The organism is Fervidobacterium nodosum Rt17-B1, assembly GCF_000017545.1.
In the GTDB taxonomy this organism is placed as follows: domain Bacteria; phylum Thermotogota; class Thermotogae; order Thermotogales; family Fervidobacteriaceae; genus Fervidobacterium; species Fervidobacterium nodosum.
Window position 1 is genome coordinate 1,676,573 of the sequence record NC_009718.1, and the last position, 24,855, is coordinate 1,701,427.

Consider the following 24,855-nt stretch of genomic DNA (forward strand, 5'->3'; position numbering starts at 1 on the left):
TTTTACTCTTCTATTTTTGCTAAAATATCGCTTACATCAATGATGATGTAATCTTCATCATCTATCTTTATTTCCGTGCCAGAGTACTTGTTGTAAATTACCTTATCTCCAACTTTGAGTTGGCAATCCTCAGGAAGTTTACCAACTTCAACAATCTCTGCTTTCATGGGTTTTTCTTTTGCGGCATCTGGAAGGACAATTCCACCTGCTGTCTTTTTTTCTTCAATGATGGGCTTAATAAGTAACCTTTCACCGAGTGGTTTCACTTTCATACTCTTACCCCCTCCTGTCTAAGATTTGGTTTGATTATCACTCTAATATTCCGTTTGTTAATTTTAGTATAACAAAAAAGGGCAGTTTGTGAATTGCCGTTTTGACTGAATATAGCTTAATGTTAAAATCTAAACAGAAATATTTGCACATTTCTTCTTTTTTCTTATTCTTTCTTTGGATAAAATTTTCAGATGTTCATCGTGCAGATAAATTCATGACATTTTGAGAAACTCAACAACATATTTGTACCTTAGTTTCTTAATACTCGATATATGAGTCACATCATCATTCAAATACGTCTTTGATATTTTCATGAAACTCCTCAAAATCTTCAACTTGCTTCTCAACAAAGTCCTTCCACCTTTCAAAATCGCTTACAGCCAACTCTATACGTTTTTTCCAATCAACTAAGTGACTAACAAGCTGTTTCATGTTCGATAACGATTGGACATCAACCTCATTTTGAAGTTTACTGACGGTCAAAAACATCTCTACAACTTTATTGTTTCCAGTTTTTACAAGTTCCATCAACTGAGAAAACTGTTTCTCCCAGGTTTCAAATACACTTACAACTTTTTCAGCTGTTTCTTCAAAATCGTACTCTTCATTATCATCTTCATCGTACTCACCGATTTGGTCTATTGAATTCTGTGCCATATCTATAAATTGATCAACCATGTCGTAGAACTCCTCGAGCCAGTCGTCCATGTTGTCGGCTAAATCAGATACGTAATCAAGCCAGTCTTCTACCTTCTCAGAAACTTCTGAAACCATATCTGAAAGTTCGTCTAAGACCTCATTCAAAGAAGAGAGATAGTTGTTTTTTTGATTAACAACGAAGAGCTTTTTCTCAAGCTCGGTATGTTTGTTAATAATTTCTGAAATACGCTCATTAATAGCTTCAAAATCCATATACGTCCCCCCTTGTAGCTGTTAAATATAGGCTCAAATGAAAGTGTTCAACTGTCTTAAGCAGTACCTGTAAATTTCTTCGCTTTATTATATCACAAATCTAAGAGGTCACATTTAATCTTGCTTCTAATCGACAAATTAATAAACAAAAAGCCCTGAGAAGAATTCAGGGCTTTTTCACGATCTATTGAAATTTGGTGGAGCCGATGGGACTTGAACCCACGACCTCTACCGTGCCATGGTAGCGCTCTCCCACCTGAGCTACGGCCCCACTGGATATACCAATTGTTTGACGCTAATCATTTTACCATATTTATACAAAAAATCAAGATATTTTGTCAATTTTAAGCATGATTAATGAAGCAAATATATTTTTACATAGGATTTTAGATAATATATGTAGAAATAAGATTTGGTGAATTTTATGGATAACTGGAGGTGTCAAGCATGAAGAGAATTCATGCAAGTGGCTTTTTTGGAATATTTATTACCGTTATTTTAATAGTTTCATTAGCCTCTTGTGTTGCAAAAAAACTTGATGATTCTAATAGTCAAAAAATATCTATTTCAATTCCTTCTGTTGCTGTTATTGGAACACCGATAAATATCAATGTGGAGCCAAGAGAACCGGGTATATCGAATATAAAGGTAATTATTAGTAACAACAGTTATAACGAATTGATGTTGTTAAGCGCTTACCCTTATAGCAAAACCTGGTCACCTAAAATGCCAGGTGTGTATACGGTAAAAGCCGAAGGGTATTCTATAACTGAAGGTAAATGGTATACTGCATCCTCGACTTTGACAGTATATGATTTGGTCCCACCTTACTTAAAAGATATAAAGCTTATTCCAGAGGTGCCATATGTTGGTGACGAGGTACTTTTACAACTGAAATTAGATGGTGAAAATCCTTTTGTAGATATCAATGTTAATGGAATTTTGAGTTCGAGCACGTCGTGGTTTAGTTCTTCGACAAAGACTTCTGATAAATACGTTTATCTAAGATTGCCAAGGATAACAGAACCCGGAAAGACTGAATTGTTTTTACGTTCGGTTGCTTACAAAAGTGAAGATGCGACAAAACTAATTTTTGATGTAAGGCCAAGAGATTTAACACCGCCTAATATAAGTGTTTATGCGGATACTTTTTATTCTGAAAACTCCAATGTCTCAGTTAGGATAGAGCTTACAGACGATATAAACTTGAAAAAGTACATGCTTACGTTTGATGATAAAGTTATATCTGAGGAGAATATATCCGGTAAGAAATTTGTGAAAGAAGTCATGATAGGTAAAAGCGAGATTGGAACGCATGCGATAAATGTAGTAGCGTATGATGCAGAAGGTAATATGAATACATATGCAAAAAGGATATACATTGGTGGCACGGCGCTTAGCTTTAACGTTCAAGTTAGCCCATCTGAACCAACCGCAAACGCTTCCGCAGTTATTGCTATGGTGCCGAATGAGAAAAATGTTATCTATACGAGAATCGTTTTTCTTGTTGATGGTCATGAGATTGCTGATTTTAGCAGTAATGGGGATACATCGGCTCAGAGTTTTGCAATATGGTCAGTTGAAGAAGGTACACACTTTATAACGATATACGCAGAATCCAAAGATGGAAGGGCTGGAATCGCCGAGACATGGGTAAGTGTAAAAGATTACAATGGGCCAAGGTTTGTTTCTTTAAAGGCAAACGGAATAGAACTTAAAAAAACTGAGGATAACTATGTTTTCCCTGGTTTAGTAACTTTCTCGCTTACAGTAGAAGATCCAGGCGGAATTAGTTTAACTGCTTTGCCACGCTTGTTAGTTAAAGAAGATGAATTTGCTACTTACTATAGAGATTTACAAATGGAAGTAGAGGAAGTTTCACCCAATGGTAGAGTAGTAACTTTCTCTGTGACAACACCTATGTCTTTAGGGCAATATTACATATCTGTCATGAACGTTCAAGATAAAAGTGGTAATTTGATGAGAGATATAGGTAGATTCTTATTGTATGTACAATGAGAATTGAAAAGATAAAATTTATTCCAATAAAAAATACTCAATTGGTTCCGATAATATGTATGAATATATTATAAATAGTATCTGTTTTTAACATGGAGGTGGGTTTATGAATAAAAGAAAACAGTTCTCTTTCTTGTTTTTTGTCCTTATTTCAGCATTTTTCGTACAAACTTTTGCTGCACTTAACACTTCAGGTTTATGGTCAACTACGAAGTACAGTTGGGTTCTTCCTGGAAAATACGGTCCGGGGGTTATAGCAAAGAACGGCGGCAACTTATTGGTACTTTCCAAGGATGGAGCGGTTTACGAACTTCAAATGTCTGGTGCTATGGTTGCTTTAGGTCAAGTTAGTGGTATAAACAACGTTGTTGCACCACCAACGTATGTAGAAAATGGTTCTAATAAGTATCTTATATGGGTAACAGCTCAGGAAACAGCACAAAATAAACTGAATGTTTTAAAAATAAATGGTTCATTTGGAACGCCAGAATCTTTTAATATTGATGGTTCTGCTTACGGGCTTGTCGCTTACGCTAATGGAGCAAATTTAGTTATAATTACCGCAACGATGAAAGGAACGGTTTACAAAGTAACGTTTGATGGTACTAACTTTACTCCTAGTTCCGTTACTGTTGGTGGACCTGTAAAAGTTCCGCCACTTATGAGTCCTTCCAAAGATAAAGTTTATATTTTAACGCAAAATGGAAAATTTTACAGTATTAATGTCGCAGCATTCAGTACTCCTAATCTTATTCTTTCTATCGGTGATGAATTTTCAACACCTATGGCTATGGACGAAAGCGGTTTCATATATGCTCTAAGTACGGCAGGATATCTTTATAAGATTGATCCTTCTGGGTCGGAAAATCACGTACGTTTCTTATCAGCTTCGAACAGTTCAGGCCCTCTTATAGATGGTGAAGGATATATCTACATATTTGGTGATAATGGTAAAGTTGCTGCGCTAAACAAAAATTTGCTTAAACTTGGTGAATACTCCATCGGTCAGCAGATAACAACGACGCCAGCTATAGTGAAAGGGCGTGATGGGATAACTTACCTGATAATTCCCTCTTCTTCGACAGGTGGTACTGGAAAAATAACTATACTTAGTTTTAATCCTACAAGGGGTGTATTTTCCAAAGAATGGGAGGTAACTACAACAAGTACATTCCCAATAAGCGCTGCTGTTAACGTTGCACCACTTGGAGCTCTTCACAATGATAATTACTATTTTGCAACGGCAACGAACGATGGAACAATTTACGCATGGCAGTTTGATGCAATAGGGCCATACGGTGTTTGGGCAATGTACGGTCAGAATATAAACCACACAGGTTTTGTTGACTCAGCTTCTGGGTCATTTAAAAAGAGAATATTCATAACCGCCAAAGAAGGATTTTATGGAAAAGAATTGAGTGGAGCGTTATTCAATAATACAGGTACTTATGGACTACTTTACGATGCAAAATTAATAAATCCAGATAATACAATTGCTGTAACTCTTTCTAATTTAAGAACGAATGAAACAAACTTAGCTAAAATTCCAGAAGGAATACCAGGATCTCAAAAACTCGAAGTAAAGTTCGCTACGCCAACCGGTGGATTATTATTATTTACTCCATCGTTTAGTGTTCAAGGAGGTTCTAAACCAACCGTTGACTCGACTTTTACTTTCAGATTTTGGAAAACGGGACAAAATGAATATGAAGGTTCTGAGGGAGATAATCCAGCCATATTAACTTACATGTTCAACGATAGGTATTTAACTGTTTTTACGGATGCTACTTACACCTTCTATATTTATAATAAATATCCATTGCAAACAAATAGTGAGGCTACAGATTCTATTGATGTTAAATTTGATTATAACACTTATCGTTCAAATCCAAATAGTGCAGTACACACTGTTGACGCTAACACAAATTATCAAGGTCAACAGTGGTATGCGTACAAATGGGTTGTCTATCAGTGGAACCCAGATGACCCAAGAGGTTTTGAGAAGAATACTTATTACGACAAAGATAGTATCCGGTTACCTATAAAAGGTCCTGCTTACATTGAGATTTATTACGCGCAACTCAGTGCAACAGTTACTTTGTTATTGCCTGAGTTCGCAATCGGGAAAACTCGCGCTTATCTGTTCTTGGATGCTGCAACTAACTCTATAGCATACAACATTGATTTAAAACCGTTATCTGGTATAACAATAGATAGTGTATTATCTGAGGAATTTGCGAACAATGTATCCAAAGTGAATTCACTAAGTTTTGTTAGGCCAACAGAATTGAAATACACTTTGAATAGTATGGAAAATCCGCTTCCTGGAACAACAAGGGTAGCAACTATCGTTGTCAACTTAAACTTCCCGGAGAAAACAACATTTGAATCAAATGGTGATAGCTTATTTTTGCAGAAATTTGACTTATATGGTTACGCACAAATTCAAGGTCAGTTGGTTGATCCAGAAAACTTAAGGGCAAAACGTGTATTTAAAACTAACAAATACCTTTATGTTGTTGGCGATTTCAACGGTGATTTTGTAGTGGATATAAATGACTGGAACTTATTTGTGAATGTGCTAGGTACTACGGTGTCTGGAAACGATTTGATTTATAACATAGGACCGAGAGAAGATTTCAACCCGCCATATCCAAATTATACGAATTACAGGGCAGGTTACTTGACAGATACGACAAATGATATAACGGAATCTGATTTGTACTATTTCACAACAATGTTTGGTTTTGCTGTTCCTGAAAGTGAAAGGGTTAAATAATTGGTGGAAAGGTGGTGAAAAATATGAAGAGAAATATGAATAAGATAATGTTTATAGCTTTACTGTCTTTGCTGTTTGTCTTTTCAAGTTGTGGCATTATTAAAAATAATAACTCAAATAGTAACTCAAGTACTGTGAAGACAACAATCAATATCTACGATCCATATGGCAACAAGTTATTTATAGATGGAACAATAAATGGTTACAAGATTCAAGCTGATAAAGATGGTGTTTTCGTCGCAGCTAAGATAGAAAACGTTTCAAGTTACAAATTCAACGAAGAATTGACTTTGTTTAAAGTAAAAAGTGTTGACGTTGTGTCAGGTAAAGAAGTTAATATTGTTCTTGAAAGAAATGATAAAAATGGAATTAATATTTTAAGGACGGCTGATGGAAAGTTAATGTTCTATGCTATAGGATATGGTGATAAACCGTACTTCCAAGTTTGGCTCAAAGATAGATTAGCTGGATTTACTCAAATAAACTTGAATAAAGGCCAAACACTCTTAGCAGGTAACTGGCTAATTGGTGTTGGAAAAGGAATGGGGAAAGTTGGATTGGATATGAATCCTAACGAAATTGTTGTGAAACTAAATATACCAGCAACAAATGCTCCAAGGATAGCTAAGATTGAGGAAATTAAGTGATAATGTGAATTAGAAACAACAAAATAGCCTCTGCGTTAAGCAGAGGCTATTTTGTTAATTGCATAAATTTTGCGCGCATTTTCTACTTAAAATAAAGATAATTAAAACGATTGTTAGTGGTATCAACCAAGCTATGAAGATACTTTTATCGAGTACTATTCCCATCGTTGTGCTTACTATATTTCCACCTAAAGATGTGAATGCGTACGTTGCACCGTTGAATATGGGAATGTATTTTTGGTTTATAGATTTTATCCCATTACTTTGAACGTATGGAAAGATTGGACCAAGAAATAGGCCAGAAAGTACAAATAATACGGGGTGTTTAGTTAGAATAAATAATATTATTATAATCGCAAGAGTAAATGTGTTGATTCTTACTAAATTCCCAACGAATTTTGCGATTAAGTTGACTGTAAACCTTCCAATCGTAAATAAAGACCAAAATAATGTGTAAGCCATGAAAGAGTTTATAAATTCTTGTTTCATCGACGTGCCAGCCCAAGTGATTGTGCCTATTTCTGCGGAAGAATATAGAATAAGCAAAGTAAGGAAAAATGCAAATGATTTGTCGTTGAACGCAAATTTTATATCGGTAAGCTTGAATGTATCGGTCTTTATATCCGGGAACGTTCTAAAAAATGCGTATATTGAAAATAATATGAACATTGCAGAATAAACAAAGTAGACATTTTTAAAGTTACCTGTGCTTTTTTCAACTAAAATTATTACGAACGGTGCAATTACTCCACCAAGTCCATACGCGCCATGAAAAAAACCGAAATTTGCTTTTTTACTTGTCGAAAGTAAAGTTGTTCCTCCTGTGAAGCCAAAACCCGTTGAAAGTCCAAATACAAACATTCCAAGGAGTGTTATATAGTAATTACTTCCGAATGCAACTGTGATTGTTCCGATAATTGTAAGAATGCTCCCAATTATCAATGAACATTTGAGACCTAATTTATTTATGTATAGCCCTACTAAAATATTTGATAACACCGTTCCTGTTAGTGAAAAAAATGGTAATAGTGAAGATGCAAAAGTTGATATCTCAAATAATTCTTTAAAAGATTTCAAAAGTGGAGCCATCGAGTTCAAAACTAATGAGTATGAGAAGATAATAAACATAGGTAAGAGATTTTCCATTTATGCACCTCCTAATTTGTTTATTTCTATAATTTTTTTACTTTTTTCCTAGATTTATGAGTTTGTAACTTGGCAATCCATTTTCAAATGGTGGATAGAACTCACCAGATATGAGTGGCAGCGCGTATTCAAAGAATTTATCGGTTACAGTATAGCCTTCGTAGAAATCTTTTGGTAACATCTTTGTTTGATCGGCAACTAAATTCAGTGGGACACTGCTATATTTAATTTGATAGGGATTATTTGACACTCGTTCCATAGTTACCATAACACCATAATTGTCTTCAAGTGCGTATCTTACAGCCATACGTCCACACATCTCTGCTTCTTCTATATCTGTCTTACTCGCTATATGTCTGCCACTCCTTTGTAGGTAATCTGGAATGGCTACGTGTGTTTTAAGACCCAGTTCTGACCTTACCATACCGGCTATTGTAAACCCAACGCCTCCAAGTTGTCTATTTCCAAAGCTATCTGTGAAGCCCATATCGGAGACAAAAAATCCATCAGGGTATTTTAAACCTTCGGCTACGGCAATTGCACAGTATCCCTTTTCCGAGATAATTTTGTTCACAGTGCTTAGAAATTCATCTTTATTGAACGGTTTTTCGGGAAGGAGTATCACATCTGCACCTATTCCGTTAATCCATCCAAGACCAGCAGCAGCAGCAAGCCAACCTGCATGCCTTCCCATTATTTCCATTACAAAAACTTGCGTTGAGTCGACGTACATGCTTCTTAAATCGAGGGCGGCTTCCATCATCGATATCGCTATATATTTTGCGGCGGAGCCATAGCCAGGGCAATGGTCTGTATGGGGTAAATCATTATCGATAGTTTTGGGGACACCAACTACCTTGAGTTCATATCCTCTTTTTTGAGCTTCCATTTGAACACGCCAAGCTGTATCCATTGAATCGTTACCACCGTTATAGAAGAAATATCTTATTTCATTTTTTCTAAAAATCTCAAACAACTTTTCTATATCAGAATCATTTTTCATCTTTTTCCTGCAAGAACCAAAGGCACCCGCGGGAGTGTATCTGAGAAATTCAATATCAAGATCACTAGCGTCCAAAAAGTTTTCTTTCAATATGCCAGTAACACCGTTGATTCCAACTAGTATCTCTAATCCGTTCTTTCTAGCTTCATCAATTACACCGTATGCACTTGCGTTGATTACGCTTGTAACTCCCCCAGACTGTGCGTATAAAGCTTTCATAAATACAATCCCCTCCTCTTTTGCTTCAATTATTTTCAATATCAATAACTTATAAAATATTTTACCATATTTTTCATTTTTCATCTCTAAAAGTTTTAGGTACTTGAAATTTCATAGTATTTATGATAAAATAACCACGCATAGGAAAATAAAAAATGCCGAGGTGGCGGAACTGGCAGACGCGGTTGACTCAAAATCAACAGGAGCTAGGCTCCGTGCGGGTTCAAGTCCCGCCCTCGGCACCAGTTAAAGAAGAAACGCGGTGGAATTTTCCACCGCGTTTTTTGTTTTACTTTCTAATAGTTTTTCAACTTATCCAAGCAATCTTAGTACATTAGAACTGTTAACGTTTGATTGTGACAGCACACCTATCGTGGCTCGTGATTGTAACTGAGTTCTTATCCATTCCATAGTCGTACGAGCCATATCTGTTCCTGTTAAAATACTTACAGAGGAGGTGAGATTTATCATTGTTTCACTAAGATTTCTTGCAGCGCTTTCTAATCTGTTATTTACGGAACCTATGTAGTTACGTGTTGTAGAAACGTTAGATATAGCTTGATCAATAGCTTTTAATGCATTTTGAGCATTTTCTGTGCTGTTAAGATTTACACTTTCAAGCCCGAGAGACTTAATGTCCATGCTTGGGAGGGTGACCTTCATATTCTGACCTTCATTTGGTCCAAGTTGCACTTGCATATTTCTAATTTCACCACCAAGTACTCTTTGGTTATTATATTTTGTTTGTTCAACAACTTTGTTTATACCTTGTGATAGTTGCGTGAATTCTTTCTGCAAAGCACTTCTTTCCGAATCAGAAAGTGTGCCATTAGATGCCTGAATCGCTAATTCACGCATTCTTTGTAAATTTGAACTAATACTTTGTAAACCGCCTTCTGCGGTGTTCATCATGCCTATTGTATTGTACGTACTTACCATAGCTTCGCGATAGCCATTAACTTGCGAACGTATCCTCTCAGCTATGACGTTGGAAGATATATTTTGATTTAAAGGTATAGTTGATTGTGCTAAGCTTTGTTGTTGTGTGTTTTGTTGGGTTTGTAAATTTTGAAGATATCGAATTGCCCACATTCCAACGTTGTTATTAATACGCATAGGTCACACCTCCCAAAAACATGGACAGAAAGAACTAAAGAACTATTGAAAATTTTTTTAATCGGCGCATTATTTGTATTATTTTCTTGACTATTGATTTAGACAACATTAAGTCCAAAATCGTTCAATAATTTAAAAAAGAAAGTGGCCCTTTTTAAAGGGCCACTTTCAGAGATTGGAAAAGATCATTTGATTTTCAAAATTAATATGTCACTACCACCTAAGTTAGTTGTTATATCATTATTTTTCGAGAACGTTGTTCCTAAAACAACTATCGATTTATCTTCTTCCACATATACGCTGTAAGAATAGTCTGCCAATGTTCCACCGTATGTTTTACTCCATCTGAGATTTCCATCGTTGTCGATATCAAGCACTAATATATCTACTCCACCTTTGTAATCATCGAACTTAGAGAGTGTATGACCAACTATTGCAAATCCACCATCTGGGAACTCTGCTACATTGTAAGCTATATCTTCTTCACTTCCACCGTATGTTTTTTGCCAAATTATGTTACCAAGCATATCAACCTTTACAACCCATACATCCCAATATCCAGCGTTCTTTTGTACATCTCCATCGACAGATGTTGTGTAACCAACGATTAACAAGTTCCCATCTTTTGTCTTGAGTATTTTTGCTACTTCATCTTGGTCACTACCACCATAAGCTTTGTTGAGAGTTATTTCTTTTAAGTCTTTCGTTACTTTGAACAACCAGATATCGGAACTACCATGGTTGTATGGTATATTTCCTTCGAGAGAGTATGTAACATTAGCAACAATATAGCCATCTTCGACTTCGATAATGTCTACGCCTTTATCTCTATCAAGACCACCGAATGTTTTACTTGCAAGCATTTCACCATCTTTATTGATTTTTAAAATCCATGTATCCCAAGTTCCGATATTTCCACCAGTGTCACCATTTACTGAATTTGTTGTTCCCACAACTAAGAAGTTACCATCGGATGTAGCTAAACCTTTTTGTGCTATATCATTACCAGTGCCACCGAAAAGTTTTGCCCATATTACGTTGCCTTGTTTATCAAGTTTTACAACGAGATAATCCCAACCACCTTTGTTCTTTTGATTATCTATTTCAGAGGAAAGTGTGTAACCAACTACAATGTATCCTTCATCGTATTCAAATACATCTGTTCCTTCATCCCAACCAGTTCCACCTAAGACTTTCTTCCATTCAACCTCTAAATCTTTATTTAGTTTTACTACTAATATATCAGATTCACCTTTGAAACCTTCAACATCAGGTGATTGAGTGTTTCCAACAAGTATGTAACCACCATCAGATGTTTTTATCAGCTTCTTACCTGCATCTGACTTTGTTCCACCGATAGATAACTGCTTTTCAACTTTTGGTAAAATTGTCATAAATTTGAATTCACTTTCAGTTTCTCCAAAGACATTTCTTGCAACAACTTTCCATTTGTACCACGTTCCGAAGTGTAATTCTGGTAGTTTATATTCATTTTCATTCAAAGTTGCAATCTTTTCAAAAGTTGTTGTACCAAAGAATAGGTCAAACTCTTCCGCTCTTTCGCTCTGCCACTTCAGTGTAACATCTATAGGTACAATGCTTCCATCTTCTGGATAAATTGCGATTGGTTTTTCTGGAATTTGCCCAGTTGTAAATTTCCATATAGGCCCTTCTGTATTTCCAAATCTGTTTTTCGCGACAACTTTCCAATAGTATGTTGTGCCAAATAGTAAGTCGTATAATTCAACAGCGCTCTCTTTAATGTCTGCTTGATAGAGCTCAAGTTTGTCTTCAGCAAATCCTATGTAAAGGTCATAACTGTCCGCTTTTGAACTTTCCCATCTGAGGACAAGATTATTGAATTGATCAAGGGCACCATCGGTTGGTTCCGGGTTAAATGGTACAGCGGGCACATTACCAACTGTAAACTTCCATACAGGACTTTCGGTTTCACCGAATCTATTCTTTCCAACGACTTTCCAATAGTATGTTTTACCAAGTTCAAGGTCTTTAAGTTCTAAGGTATTTGGTGTTGCATCTTGAGCGATGAGGTCTAATTCTTCCGATGAAGTACCGAGGTACACATCGTATTTATCTGCGCATTCGAATTCCCATTCAAGAATTGGCGATTTCCAAACGTCTTCTTCACCATCGAGAGGTTGAACAACACCTATAAATATAGGTGCTTTTCCTGTTTTGAACATCTCGACATCGCTTACATTTTCGCCGAAGTCATTTTTAGCAACAACTTTCCAGAAGAACGTTGTATCCATTGGCAAATCGTATGGTATTGTGTATTCTGCATCTGTTGTCGTGGCAACAAGTTCTAAACTATCGTACTCTTGGCCAAGGTATAATTCATATTCGTTGGCATCTTCGCTTTCCCATCTGAATGTTGGTTGTATCCAAACTTTTTCGCCAGTTGGTTCTTTAAGCATGGGTTTTGTCGGTACATCACCTGTTGTGAATATCCATACTGGTCCCTCTGTTTCACCATATGCATTCTTTGCAATAACTTTCCAATAATATGTTGTACCTAACTTTAGATTTTGTAAATCGTATTTTGGTTCTGATACGTTAGCTACAAATTCTAACTGATCTGGCCTTTCACTTATAAAAATATCAAAACTTGCGGCTTTTTCAGATTCCCACATTAAGGTTGGTTGTATCCAAACTTTGGCAGCACCATCGTATGGCACAGGAGTCGCTGGGGCAGTTGGGGCGTCACCTATTCTGAAACTGAAGACAGGGCTTTCCACTTCGCCAAATGCATTTTTAGCAACAATTTTCCATTGATAAGTTGTACTTGGCTTAAGTCCTTCTATTGTGTATTCCTTGTCAAAGTAATTCTTTTCTTTAATTTCCAAATTGCCTTCTTCACCGAAATAGATATCGTAAGCTTTTGCGCGGAGCGAATCCCACTTGAGGGTTACAGTTGGTAAAACATCTTTTTCACCATCAGATGGCTCGATTGACCCAATATCTCCAGGAATAAATTCTGAATTTTGAAAATCGAGTAAAGCGTTTACAAGCACGCCTCCTGTTCCAATTATTACTTTAAGTGGTATGCTAGCCAGAGATATTTTATCTCTAACCACTTCAACACCATCTTCTCTTCCATACGCTACTATTCTTTCATTCTTGTTGTCAACAAGTCCAAGAACTTTAACTATTACATTGTATTTTCCAGCTTTTAATTTTGTAATTAAACCTGTAGCTTGACCGGTTTCACGATCGTAGTTAAGTTCAAATGGTCCTTCAACAATTTCCTGATTAAAAATCTCGACTGTTGCTCGCGTGATCCAAATGCCCATTTCCTTTAACTCTTTATCTAACTGAGACATAGAAAGTGAATATTCTTCATATTCATCCGGAGGTAGTATTGGTTCAACTATAGGTGCGTACTTTTGTAAGATTTGGTTAATTGCGTCTGATAGATTAGCATCAGGTTTCTCTAAAAGAGCTTTTAACTCGTAATATAACTTTGCTAATGGTGTTGTTTGAATTGTTTGACTAAAAGATAAAGCCGCGAAGTTTATTAGCATCAAAACTACCAAAAAAAATACGGAAAATCTCTTCATAAATGTTCCCCCCCTCCTAATAGATAGATGTATTATACTTAATACACATTAAATCTTATCATTAGACTTAATTATCAAACTCAAAATCTAATTAATACATATTAATACTTAACCAAACTTACAAATAACCAATTTTATTATACCACATTAAATGTTAAATAATGCAACATATTTTTAAAGAAGATAGAAAATTTTCCAAAATTCAGTTCTGGTGAACTTTTCGATTTTCACGGCATTTTTTTTGAATTTTATAAAAAAAGTTCTGGAATTTGGTATTTTTATGAAGATGGAATGTAAATATTTTCATAAATATAATTATGTCAGCCCTATGGGCAATACATTGGCAAAAGGAGGGGATTTTATGAAAAAGGTTTTCATGACATTGTTATTGGTAGCAGTTTTCTCGACTTTGGTACTTTCTGACGTAGTTTACAAAAGAGATGAGACGTTGTACGCTGGAGGAGGTATGTGGGCACCACCATCAAACTGGAACCCTATTACTCCTTGGAATGCTGTTACTGGTACTGTTGGGCTAATCTATGAAACTCTTTACGGTTACGACCCACTGAAAGACGAAATGATTCCATGGCTTGCTGAAAGCGGAAAGTGGACATCAAAGAACACTTACGAGATTAAACTAAGAAAAGGAGTTACATGGCACGATGGTAAACCATTTACATCAAAAGATGTAAAATTTACATTTGAGATTGCAAAACAAATACCAGAGATTTCCTACAGCCCAGTTTGGACATGGCTTGCGAAGGTTGATACTCCAGATGATTACACTGTTGTTTTCACATTCTCATCTCCAAGATACCACGAATGGGCATACCAACTTTACCAGCTTCCAATTATCCCAGAACACATTTGGTCAAAGCGCTCAAAAGATGAAATATTAAGTGGAGCAAATGAAAAAGCGATAGGAACAGGGCCTTATATGTTTGAAACTTACAGTGACGACAGAATGGTTTACCTCAGAAATGATAATTGGTGGGGTAACAAAGTTTTTGGGCAACCAAAGCCAAAGAGAGTTGTTTATTTGAGAGTTCTTAGTAACAACGTTGCACTTGGAATGATAATGAAAGGTGAACTTGATATATCGAACTTCTTCCTTCCTGGTGTGCCGACACTTAAGAAAACTTACAGTGATATTCATACATGGTTTGACAAAGAACCTTACATGTTGTCAGACAACACAGCTTACTTGTTCATTAATACAACAAAGAAACCTCTGAATGATCCAAACTTCAGAAGAGCAATAGCATTTGCAATTGATCCAACAGTTATAGCGAAAACAGTATTTGAAGGTCAGGTCCTTCCATCTAATTCTATTGGTTTCTTACCAATTAAGGGTTGGATGAAATATTACCCAGAAAATGCCGTAAAACAATACGGATTTAGATACGACACAAAGACGGCAAAAGATCTTCTTGATAAGGCAGGGTACAAAGATGTTAACAAAGACGGATATAGAGAGGCACCAGATGGTAGCAAATTCAAAGTTGAAATAATTGTTCCATATGGTTGGACAGATTGGATGGAATCAATCAAAATAATTGCTTCTCAGCTTAGGATGGTTGGAATTAATGCAGAAGCAAAATTCCCAGATTACAGCAAATACTGGGAAGATTTGACAACAGGAAAGTTTGATATGGCAATCAACAACTTCAACAGTCAGATGACGGTTTCACCATGGACAATGTTTAATTGGTTATTCAATTCTAACATAAGTGACAATATGTACAATGGAAACTTCGGTAAATATAAAAATCAAAAACTCTTCGATTTGATTACACAACTTAACTCAACACCAATGGAAGATATAGCTGCAAACAAGAAAGTATTGGAGCAAATCGCTGAAATTTTCTTAAAAGAAATGCCTGCTATTCCTCTTTGGTACAACGGTATGTGGTTCCAAGCAAGTACGCAAGTATGGAAGAACTGGCCAAGTGAGAAAAAACCATATGCATATCCAGTTACATGGGGTGGAAGATGGCAGACTGGTGGAGTGTTAATGCTTATAGGAATTACCAATAAATAATATTACGGCATAATTTACAATCAATCTAAGAGGTGTAAGAGATGAAAAAGTATTTAAGAACAAAAATATTAGTCTACATTCTTACTTTTATTTTCGCAGTTACTATAGATTGGTTGATTCCCAGGCTCATGCCTGGGAATCCCATTCTTGTTTTAGTTTCGAGGTTCTCAGGTTTGCCAGAATCTGCAAGAGTAATGTACAGTTATTTAACTAAAGCGTTTGGTTTAGATTTGCCGATGTGGAAACAATACATAAATTTCTGGGTGGCTCTATTTAAAGGAGACCTTGGAATAAGTATATACCTTTATCCGAAACCAGTTTTGGATATCCTCAAAAGTGCGCTTCCTTATTCTTTAAGTATCCTAATTCCAGCTATTTTGCTGAGTTGGTTTGTAGGTAACAATCTTGGTGCTATTGCTGCCAGACGAAAAAAATTAGACTCGATTATGCTCCCTATAATGTACTTTTTAACTGGTGCACCTTATTTATGGTTTGGTATTTTACTCGCTTACTTTTTAGGCTTCTTATTAGGATGGTTTCCAATATCTGGTGCTTATAGTTTTTCCTTGAGACCACATCTTTCTTGGCTTTTCATAGGAGATTATTTAAGACATTGGTTTCTTCCATTTTTCTCACTTTTTATAGTACAACTTGGTGGTTGGGCAATAGGAATGAGAAACATGGTTATTTATGAACTTGAGAATAATTATGTACGATACTTAGAAACTTTAGGTGTTAAGAGAAATTTGATAAGGAAGTATGCTTTTAGGAACGCAATACTTCCGCAAGTTACAGGTTTGGCATTGCAACTTGGAACCGTTATAGCTGGTCAAGTTACCACAGAAGTTGTTTTTTCATATCCTGGAATAGGGTACGTGCTAACGCAGGGAATACTCAATCAAGATTATTTTCTTATACAAGGTTGTTTCCTTTTCATAATAATAGGAGTTTTAGTTGCCAATTTTACCGTTGACTTGGTATACATGATTCTTGATCCGAGAGTTAGATATTCTTACGGTGGTGAGATTTGATGAGAGAAATATTGTTTTTCGCATTTAGAAATAATAAACTCAGAATAGGTCTTTCAATTGTTTTGCTTTTCTTGCTCCTTGGACTTTTTGGGCCTTACATATCAAAATATAAAGATCCTCTTGATTACGTTGGGATGGGTTCACAACCTCCCAGTAAAGAACATTGGCTCGGTACAACAACTTTTGGCCAAGATGTGTTTACACAGTTAGTTTATGGCCTTAGGTCTTCTTTTTTTGTTGGGCTTGTTGGTGGTGGGTTAGCGACGTTGATAGGGATAATTATAGGTTTTTTTGCAGGTTATGAAGGTGGAATAATAGATGAACTTTTGATGATGCTAACAAATATATTACTTGTTGTCCCAACCCTTGCTCTATTGATAATAGTCGCGTCATATCTTCCATACAGAGGTATTTTAATACAGAGCATAATCATAGGCTTTACAGCATGGCCTTGGACTGCTCGGGCGGTTAGAGCTCAAACACTTTCATTAAGAACTCGTGAATTTGTAAACCTTGCCAGGATCACTGGGAGGTCTCATTTAAAGATAATTTTATTTGAGATAATGCCTAATATGCTCTCGTACATCTTTATGGTATTTATTTTACAGTTCGGCGGTGCGATACTTGCAGCTGTTGGTCTGGACTTTATTGGTTTAGGACCAACAAGGGGTATTTCACTTGGCTTAATGATGCAAAATGCTGTTTTGTGGAATGCGATTCAACTTGGAATGTGGTGGTGGGCAATTCCTCCTGGATTAGTTATAACACTTGTTGTAGGTGCACTTTACTTTATGAACACAGGGCTTGATGAGGTATTTAATCCTAAGCTGAGAGAAATGTAATAAATAAAGAGATTTACCGAATCTTAAGGAGTTGATAAATAAGATGTTAGAGGTTAAAAATTTAAAGATATACTATAAAACTCTTAAGGGTTATGTGAAAGCTCTCGATGATGTGACTTTCGATGTTAAAGATGGGGAACTATTAGGAGTTGCAGGTGAATCGGGATGTGGAAAATCAACGCTTGTCAATAGCTTAACACTGTTGAAACCACCTATGAATTATTTTGGTGGAAATGTGTACTTAGACTCCGAGCTTCTACCAATAAATGATTTTGAAAAGATGAATGATTTTAGATTTAAAAAAATCTCTATAATCCCGCAGTACGCTATGGACGCCCTTAACCCAACAAGGAAGATAGGTGTTTACATCAGGGAAATTCTTGAGAGCAGAAATGTTAATTACGAAAGTATTGAAGATACTCTGATGGAACGGTTGAGGTATGTTAAACTTCCAGAAAGAATCTTAAAAATGTATCCAATCGAACTTTCTGGAGGAATGAAACAGAGACTTGTTATGGTAATTAGCACCCTACTTAATCCTTCTTTGCTTATCGCTGATGAAATCACATCCGCATTGGACGTATCTACTCAAAAGTCTGTTTGTTTAATGATTAAAGGTTTCAAAGATCAGCAAATTGTTAAATCCCTTATATTCGTTACTCACGATTTGTCAGTGCTTTATCAAATAGCTGATAGGATTATGGTCATGTACGCAGGAAAAGTTGCTGAAATTGGAACGACACAACAACTCATAGAAAATCCGGTACATCCGTATACAAAAATGCTCTTATTGTCTCTTCCCGAGGTTGGAGTAAGATATACTGAAACCAAACTAAAGGGTATACCAGGTCAACCACCTCAATTGTTGAATCCGCCAGAGGGTTGTAGGTTCAAAGACAGATGTCCACTTCGCACAAAAGAGTGTGATGAAGAACCACCTATGGTGGAAATTGAAGAAGGGCATGTAGCTTATTGTTGGAAGGTGAAATCTAATGCTTGAAGTAATCAATTTGACAAAAGCTTACAATATAGGAGCATTTGGCAAAGAAAAGCTTTACGCAGTTGATAATGTGTCTTTTAAAATTGAAGATAACGAAATAGTTTCGTTAATAGGTGAAAGTGGCAGTGGGAAGACTACCATTGGAAAGCTTATATTACGCCTTACAAAACCGACTTCCGGGAAAATTATTTACAATGGTACCGATATTTCAACATTTAAAAATATTAAGGAATACTATAGGTATGTTCAAGGAATTTTTCAAGATCCATTTAGCTCGTACAATCCAATTTTTAAAATTGATAGAATATTTGAAATGGTAAGGGAAGAATTTTATCCATCTGAAAATCATGATAAATGGATGGGAAAAGTTGAAAGCACTATAAAAGATATTGGATTGAACCCAAAAGAGATAATTGGAAAGTTCCCACATCAACTGAGTGGTGGACAACTCCAAAGGTTACTTATCGCTCGTGCATTACTTATGAACGCAAAATTTTTGGTTGCTGATGAGATTATAAGTATGTTAGATGCTTCAACACGGATAGATATCTTAAACCTTTTGATAAGTCTAAAGGAGAAGGGATTGTCTGTTTTATTTATTACCCACGACCTTTCGTTGGGTTACTATACAAGCGACAAGACAATAATATTATACCGTGGATCGATAATGGAGTATGGAGACACAGTAAAAGTTTTCAATAATCCATTGCATCCTTACACCAAAATGCTACTTGAGTCCGTTCCAACAACACATAAGAAATGGACAAGGGAAGAATTAATAGCTGAAAGCAGAAGAACTCCGCCAGGATATTGTAAATACTATGATAGATGTCCTTTGGGCGACAGCAATTGTAAAAATGTAGAACTACGTCAAGTTGAAGATAATCATTTTGTTGCATGTGCCAAGGTTTAAAAAGTTTAAGTAGTAAATTAAACAATTTTTTCAAAAAACTGTGAAAGAGGTGGTTGATGATGTTTCCGAAAGATTTTTTATTTGGTGTTTCGATGTCTGGGTTTCAGTTTGAGATGGGAAATCCTCAAGATGCAGAAGAGGTTGATCTAAATACAGATTGGTATGTATGGGTTAGGGATATTGGAAATATTGTAAATGGAGTCGTAAGTGGGGACTTGCCTGAAAATGGTTCATGGTACTGGAAGCAGTACGGCAAAGTCCACCAATTAGCTGCCGATTTTGGGATGGATGTAATACGAATTGGAACCGAATGGTCTAGGATTTTCCCAGTTAGTACGCAAAGTGTTGAGTACGGCTCACCGGATATGCTCGAAAAATTGGATAAATTAGCAAACCAAAAAGCGGTAAGTCATTACAGGAAAATAATGGAGGATATAAAAGCAAAGGGGTTAAAATTGTTCGTTAACCTTTACCACTTTACTTTACCTATTTGGTTGCACGACCCTATAGCTGTTCACAAAGGTGAGAAGACAGATAAAATTGGTTGGATTTCTGATGCTACACCTATTGAGTTTGCGAAGTATGCAGAGTACATGGCGTGGAAATTTGCCGATATAGTTGATATGTGGGCTTCTATGAACGAACCACACGTTGTAAGTCAGCTTGGATATTTTGCAATAAATGCGGGATTTCCACCAAGTTATTTTAATCCTTCATGGTATATCAAAAGTTTAGAAAACGAAGCGAAAGCACATAACTTATCTTATGATGCTATAAAAAAGTATACAAATAATCCTGTTGGAGTTATATACTCTTTTACATGGTACGATACTGTTAATAAAGATGACAAGGAATCTTTTGAAAATGCTATGGATCTCACAAATTGGCGATTTATAGATATGGTAAAAGATAAAACTGATTACATAGGTGTAAATTATTACACAAGAGCGGTTATCGATAGACTTCCCACCACTATTGACTTTGGCGAATTTAAAATGAATTGGTATACTTTGAGAGGTTACGGTTATTCTTGCGAAGAAGGAGGATTCTCACTCTCCGGAAGGCCGGCAAGCGAATTTGGATGGGAAATATACCCTGAAGGGCTGTACAATATTTTGATACATGTTTATAATAGATACAAAAAAGATATTTATGTTACGGAGAACGGTATAGCTGATTCGAAGGATAAATACAGAAGTCTTTTTATCATATCGCATCTTTATGCTATAGAAAAAGCATTAAACGAAGGAATACCAATAAAAGGTTATTTGCACTGGTCGATTATAGACAATTTCGAATGGGCGAAGGGCTACAGTAAAAGATTTGGACTTGCTTACACAGATTTGTCAACCAAAAAATATATACCTAGACCTTCTATGTACATTTTTAGAGAGATAATAAAGGATAAATCAATCGACAAATTCAAAGGTTACGATCCATATAACTTGATGAAATTCTGAGGAGAGAATATAAAAGAGGTGGAATGTCCATATGGTAACAATCAAAGACGTAGCAAGAGAAGCAGGAGTTTCTATAGCAACGGTTTCGAGGGTCATAAATGGCTTCAGTAACGTAAATGAAGAGACAAGAAAGAAAGTCTTGCGGGCGATAAAATCACTTGGTTACAAGCCGATGCCTTCACTTAGGAAGGCATCGGAACTTCTTTATACTATAGGGGTTTTATTACCAAATTTAAAGGGCGATCATTACAACGAAATACTTATGGCTATAGAAGATTACGCAAAGAGAAATGATTTCGAAGTGATGGTCTCGGTTCCTAATATGCTTCCAGAAGAGGAAAAGCATGTTTTGGATCAGTACTTTAAAAGAAAGATCGATGGGATAATTTTGTGTGAATTATTTGGAGGTGTTGAGTATCTTAAACCTTTCATAAACAGTGGAGTGCCAATTGTGGCCCTCGATTACTATATAGAAGAGGTTGTTTGCGATTCCGTAAATATAGATAATTTAACAGGTGCGATGAATGCTATGAAATATCTGTACAAAATGGGGCACAGAAAGATACTTTACGTAAAGGGACCACAGTATTCACCAGCCTCGAGAAATAGAGAAAAAGGTATTAAAAAGTTCTTAGACAGACATAAAGATGTTGAGGTATTTTTTAGCGAACATGAAGGGTTTAATCCTGAAGATGGATATCAATCCGTAAGTGAATTTTTGAAAAAAAGAGGGAAGTTATTTACAGCTGTTTTTTCTGTAAATGATTGGTCAGCGATAGGAGCGATTAGAGCGTTAAAGGAAAATGGGTTAGAGATACCAGAAGATGTTTCAATTATTGGTTACGATGATGCACCGTATTCTGAATATCTTTACCCACCGTTGACAACTATCCGACAACCGCGTTGGGAAATGGGACAAATGGCAGCTCAGTTACTAATCGACAGGATTCTTGGAAAGGGACCAAAGATTGCAAGAAATGTACTTTTACCTACTCAATTGATTGAAAGACAGTCTGTCAAGAAAATTGGATAAAGAAGGTGGAATTATGAAGAAAAAAATATTGAATGTTTTGCTTGGTTTTGCTTTAATTTTTCTTATGAATGGTAATTGCAAAGCTGACCAAAGTGTGAGTAATGTTGATAAAAGTAGTGCTTTTGAATATAATAAAATGATTGGACATGGGATAAACATGGGGAATGCTTTAGAAGCCCCTGTAGAAGGTTCTTGGGGAGTTTATATTGAGGATGAATATTTTAAAATAATAAAAGAAAGAGGCTTTGATTCTGTAAGGATTCCTATCAGATGGTCTGCACACATTTCTGAGAAGTATCCTTACGAAATTGATAAATTCTTTTTAGACAGAGTGAAACACGTTGTCGATGTCGCGTTGAAGAATGATTTGGTTGTAATAATCAATTGTCATCATTTCGAGGAATTATATCAAGCCCCTGATAAATATGGTCCTGTATTAGTTGAAATTTGGAAACAAGTTGCCCAAGCTTTTAAAGATTATCCAGACAAATTGTTCTTTGAAATATTTAACGAACCAGCTCAAAATTTGACTCCGACTAAGTGGAATGAGCTTTATCCAAAAGTTTTAGGTGAAATTCGAAAAACGAATCCATCAAGAATTGTAATTATAGACGTTCCAAATTGGTCGAACTACAGCTACGTAAGAGAGTTAAAGCTTGTTGATGATAAAAATATAATTGTTTCATTCCATTATTACGAACCTTTTAATTTTACTCACCAAGGTGCTGAATGGGTTAGTCCAACGCTTCCAATTGGCGTTAAATGGGAAGGAAAAGATTGGGAAGTGGAACAGATTAGAAATCATTTCAAATATGTTAGTGAGTGGGCAAAGAAAAACAATGTTCCGATATTTTTAGGTGAGTTTGGCGCATATTCAAAAGCAGATATGGAATCACGGGTGAAATGGACCAAAACTGTTAGGAGAATCGCTGAAGAATTCGGATTTTCGCTTGCATATTGGGAATTTTGTGCGGGGTTCGGGTTGTACGATAGATGGACAAAAACATGGATAGAACCTCTTACTACCTCTGCACTTGGAAAATAAATTTCCAATACTAGAAAATGAGAGTAAAATAAAAGTGGCGGTTAAAAACCGCCACTTTTTTGTTTGTTTGATTGTTTATTTCTCGTTATTTTATCCTAATGCCCTTGGGTCAAAAGCGTCTCTTAAACCGTCACCAACGAAGTTAAATGCAAGAACCACTATGAATATGAATGCACCTGGAATAAGTAGCCACGGGGCTTTTTCTAGTATGTATACATCTTGAGCAGCTGTAAGCATATTACCCCATGAAGCAGAAGGTTCTCTTATACCAAGTCCGAGGTATGAAAGACCTGCCTCACCAAGGATATATCCAGGTATAGAGAGTGTGGAACTTACGATTATATACGTTGCAAGGTTTGGAATTATATGTCTCCACATGATGCGCATATCTGGGAAGCCAAGCGCGATAGCTGCTTCTACATATTCCCTTTGTCTTTCTGCCAGTATTTGACCCCTGATAATCCTTGCTCTTCCAGGCCAACCCAAGAATGCAAGTATGAATATCAACAACATGTATATTTGCGAGCTTGGTAAATCAATTGGTAACAACGCGCGTAACATAAGAAGCAGATAAAAACCAGGAATAGCCATTAAAATTTCACAAAATCTCATGATTATTTCATCTACAAGTCCGCCGTAGAAACCTGCGAGCGCCCCGAAGAAGAGTGACAATACAAGTGTAACAAACAAACCGATGAAACCTATTGTTAGCGATACGCGTGATGCAAATATAATTCTACTCCAGACATCTCTACCGTACCTATCCGAACCAAAGATGTTGAGAGAAACATACTCGTTGTTATCGTAGTTATCGACACCGAAAAGATGATAGTGAAGTGGGATTATCCAGAATAGATAACCTACACGTTCTGGGTCAGTTCTGTCTGGACCCCAAGATTTAACAAAGAATTTAACTGGATAGTATTTGTAATCGTAAGAAACAATTTTAGCCTCATCAAGTGAAATTTCATGTTCATTGAATTCTTCATCGTAGTATTTTATACCTATAACTTCTTGCTCTATTCTTATTGCTGTGAGTCTTTCCATAGCTTCTTGTTCGTCTACAGCATAAAATCCTATCTTCCAACCTTCATTTTGTGCAACAACTGATCTTGCAGTTCTTGAGGTTGTTTCTCTAATGTTTTTACCTTTTTCAATAAGCGAATTATCAACACCAAATACGAGTTTTTCAATATCTTCTGTTTCGTCTGAATACTGTTTCCATTCACCATCTATTTTCGCGTATTTTATAGTTCTTACAACAAGCTTTATTGAATTCGCGAGTACAAATTGTTCGTCCAATTTCCTACCCTTTGGTAAGTATTTTGGGACAATTGTACCGTCATCTTTAACCTCAACGACGTTTTTGTCTATTATAGCTAATTCTCTTCCATCACTGTATTTTACCTTAATTCTACTTGGGAAGAGCATAGATTTAAAATTCTGTGTAAAATCTAAACTATCGATGTAACTAATTTCTGGCAGAACGTAAGGCGCCATCTTCGTTTTTAAATCTGCAACTTCGTATTTTGAAAGCACTGTTGTTGGCTTTTTCAAAGAGTGGTTCAAATTTTGTTGGAAAGGATTGTACGGTGCGAGAAAATCTGCAAAAATCATTGCAATGTATATTACTATAAGTACCCACATTCCAAACATAGCCAACTTATTCTTCTTAAAAGCACGCCACATTAACTGCCCACGTGATAGGTAAACATCTTCAAAATCTACAGCTCCTGAGTCTTCGTTAGAAATATTTTGACTTTGTGCCGAATTTAGTTCATTTTTAAGTTTTTTG

General features: G+C 36.1%; 18 protein-coding genes and 2 tRNA genes. 12 read left to right on the plus strand and 8 right to left on the minus strand.

Annotated features, from left to right (window positions below; genetic code table 11):
* Window positions 1-2 precede the first annotated feature (2 nt).
* The 3 genes from groES to FNOD_RS08050 all read right to left on the minus strand — a co-directional run bounded on the left by groES (window position 3) and on the right by FNOD_RS08050 (window position 1,456).
* Complete coding sequence (gene groES / locus FNOD_RS08040; RefSeq protein ID WP_011994692.1) at window positions 3-272, minus strand: co-chaperone GroES; 270 nt, start codon at window positions 270-272, stop codon at window positions 3-5.
* Window positions 273-558: 286 nt separating this feature from the next.
* Window positions 559-1,185: a hypothetical protein gene (locus FNOD_RS08045; protein WP_011994693.1), complete on the minus strand. Its 627-nt coding sequence runs from the start codon at window positions 1,183-1,185 to the stop codon at window positions 559-561.
* Between the two features lie 195 nt (window positions 1,186-1,380).
* A tRNA-Ala gene (locus FNOD_RS08050) sits at window positions 1,381-1,456 on the minus strand.
* A 176-nt stretch (window positions 1,457-1,632) separates the two neighbouring features.
* On the opposite strand from FNOD_RS08050, the gene FNOD_RS08055 reads away from it, so the two are divergent.
* From FNOD_RS08055 to FNOD_RS08065, 3 genes are all read left to right on the plus strand, one after another.
* The gene (locus tag FNOD_RS08055) at window positions 1,633-3,204 is read left to right on the plus strand and encodes a hypothetical protein (protein WP_011994694.1); all 1,572 of its coding nucleotides are present in this window, start codon (window positions 1,633-1,635) and stop codon (window positions 3,202-3,204) included.
* 106 nt (window positions 3,205-3,310) lie between these two features.
* On the plus strand, window positions 3,311-5,983 hold the full coding sequence (locus FNOD_RS08060) for a PQQ-binding-like beta-propeller repeat protein (RefSeq protein WP_011994695.1): 2,673 nt from the start codon (window positions 3,311-3,313) through the stop codon (window positions 5,981-5,983).
* A gap of 23 nt (window positions 5,984-6,006) precedes the next feature.
* The gene (locus FNOD_RS08065; protein WP_011994696.1) at window positions 6,007-6,630 is read left to right on the plus strand and encodes a hypothetical protein; all 624 of its coding nucleotides are present in this window, start codon (window positions 6,007-6,009) and stop codon (window positions 6,628-6,630) included.
* Window positions 6,631-6,684: 54 nt separating this feature from the next.
* Here FNOD_RS08065 and FNOD_RS08070 read toward each other — a convergent pair whose 3' ends face one another.
* Together FNOD_RS08070 and FNOD_RS08075 are read right to left on the minus strand one after the other, a co-directional pair.
* Window positions 6,685-7,776, minus strand: a complete 1,092-nt coding sequence (locus FNOD_RS08070; protein ID WP_011994697.1) for an MFS transporter — start codon at window positions 7,774-7,776, stop codon at window positions 6,685-6,687.
* Window positions 7,777-7,813: 37 nt separating this feature from the next.
* Window positions 7,814-8,998, minus strand: coding sequence for a 6-phosphofructokinase (locus FNOD_RS08075; RefSeq protein WP_041256978.1), 1,185 nt, complete (start codon window positions 8,996-8,998; stop codon window positions 7,814-7,816).
* Between the two features lie 157 nt (window positions 8,999-9,155).
* Here FNOD_RS08075 and FNOD_RS08080 point away from each other — a divergent pair.
* Window positions 9,156-9,243 (plus strand) — tRNA-Leu (locus FNOD_RS08080).
* Between the two features lie 67 nt (window positions 9,244-9,310).
* Here the strand turns inward: FNOD_RS08080 and FNOD_RS08085 are convergent.
* Both FNOD_RS08085 and FNOD_RS08090 read right to left on the minus strand, forming a co-directional pair.
* Complete coding sequence (locus FNOD_RS08085) at window positions 9,311-10,114, minus strand: flagellin N-terminal helical domain-containing protein (protein WP_011994699.1); 804 nt, start codon at window positions 10,112-10,114, stop codon at window positions 9,311-9,313.
* A gap of 185 nt (window positions 10,115-10,299) precedes the next feature.
* Complete coding sequence (locus tag FNOD_RS08090) at window positions 10,300-13,695, minus strand: hypothetical protein (RefSeq protein WP_011994700.1); 3,396 nt, start codon at window positions 13,693-13,695, stop codon at window positions 10,300-10,302.
* 361 nt (window positions 13,696-14,056) lie between these two features.
* On the opposite strand from FNOD_RS08090, the gene FNOD_RS08095 reads away from it, so the two are divergent.
* Genes FNOD_RS08095 through FNOD_RS08130 form a run of 8 tightly spaced genes read left to right on the plus strand, consistent with a single transcriptional unit; the run spans window position 14,057 to window position 23,060 of the window.
* On the plus strand, window positions 14,057-15,736 hold the full coding sequence (locus tag FNOD_RS08095; protein ID WP_011994701.1) for an ABC transporter substrate-binding protein: 1,680 nt from the start codon (window positions 14,057-14,059) through the stop codon (window positions 15,734-15,736).
* Window positions 15,737-15,777: 41 nt separating this feature from the next.
* A complete protein-coding gene (locus FNOD_RS08100) occupies window positions 15,778-16,767 on the plus strand; it encodes an ABC transporter permease (RefSeq protein WP_011994702.1) in 990 nt (329 codons plus the stop codon).
* On the plus strand, window positions 16,767-17,609 hold the full coding sequence (locus FNOD_RS08105) for an ABC transporter permease (RefSeq protein WP_011994703.1): 843 nt from the start codon (window positions 16,767-16,769) through the stop codon (window positions 17,607-17,609). Before FNOD_RS08100 ends, FNOD_RS08105 begins: the two co-directional genes overlap by 1 nt.
* Before the next feature lie 43 nt (window positions 17,610-17,652).
* A complete protein-coding gene (locus FNOD_RS08110; RefSeq protein WP_011994704.1) occupies window positions 17,653-18,609 on the plus strand; it encodes an ABC transporter ATP-binding protein in 957 nt (318 codons plus the stop codon).
* Window positions 18,602-19,522: an ABC transporter ATP-binding protein gene (locus FNOD_RS08115; protein WP_011994705.1), complete on the plus strand. Its 921-nt coding sequence runs from the start codon at window positions 18,602-18,604 to the stop codon at window positions 19,520-19,522. The genes FNOD_RS08110 and FNOD_RS08115 overlap by 8 nt, the downstream gene beginning before the upstream one ends.
* A gap of 59 nt (window positions 19,523-19,581) precedes the next feature.
* Entirely contained in the window at window positions 19,582-20,982 is a 1,401-nt protein-coding gene (gene bgaS / locus FNOD_RS08120; RefSeq protein ID WP_041256979.1) for a beta-galactosidase BgaS, read from the plus strand.
* Window positions 20,983-21,013: 31 nt separating this feature from the next.
* A complete protein-coding gene (locus FNOD_RS08125; protein ID WP_011994707.1) occupies window positions 21,014-22,015 on the plus strand; it encodes a LacI family DNA-binding transcriptional regulator in 1,002 nt (333 codons plus the stop codon).
* A 13-nt stretch (window positions 22,016-22,028) separates the two neighbouring features.
* Window positions 22,029-23,060, plus strand: a complete 1,032-nt coding sequence (locus FNOD_RS08130) for a glycoside hydrolase family 5 protein (protein WP_011994708.1) — start codon at window positions 22,029-22,031, stop codon at window positions 23,058-23,060.
* 90 nt (window positions 23,061-23,150) lie between these two features.
* Here the strand turns inward: FNOD_RS08130 and FNOD_RS08135 are convergent, their stop codons facing one another.
* On the minus strand, window positions 23,151-24,749 hold the full coding sequence (locus FNOD_RS08135) for an ABC transporter permease (protein WP_011994709.1): 1,599 nt from the start codon (window positions 24,747-24,749) through the stop codon (window positions 23,151-23,153).
* Window positions 24,750-24,855 lie beyond the last annotated feature (106 nt).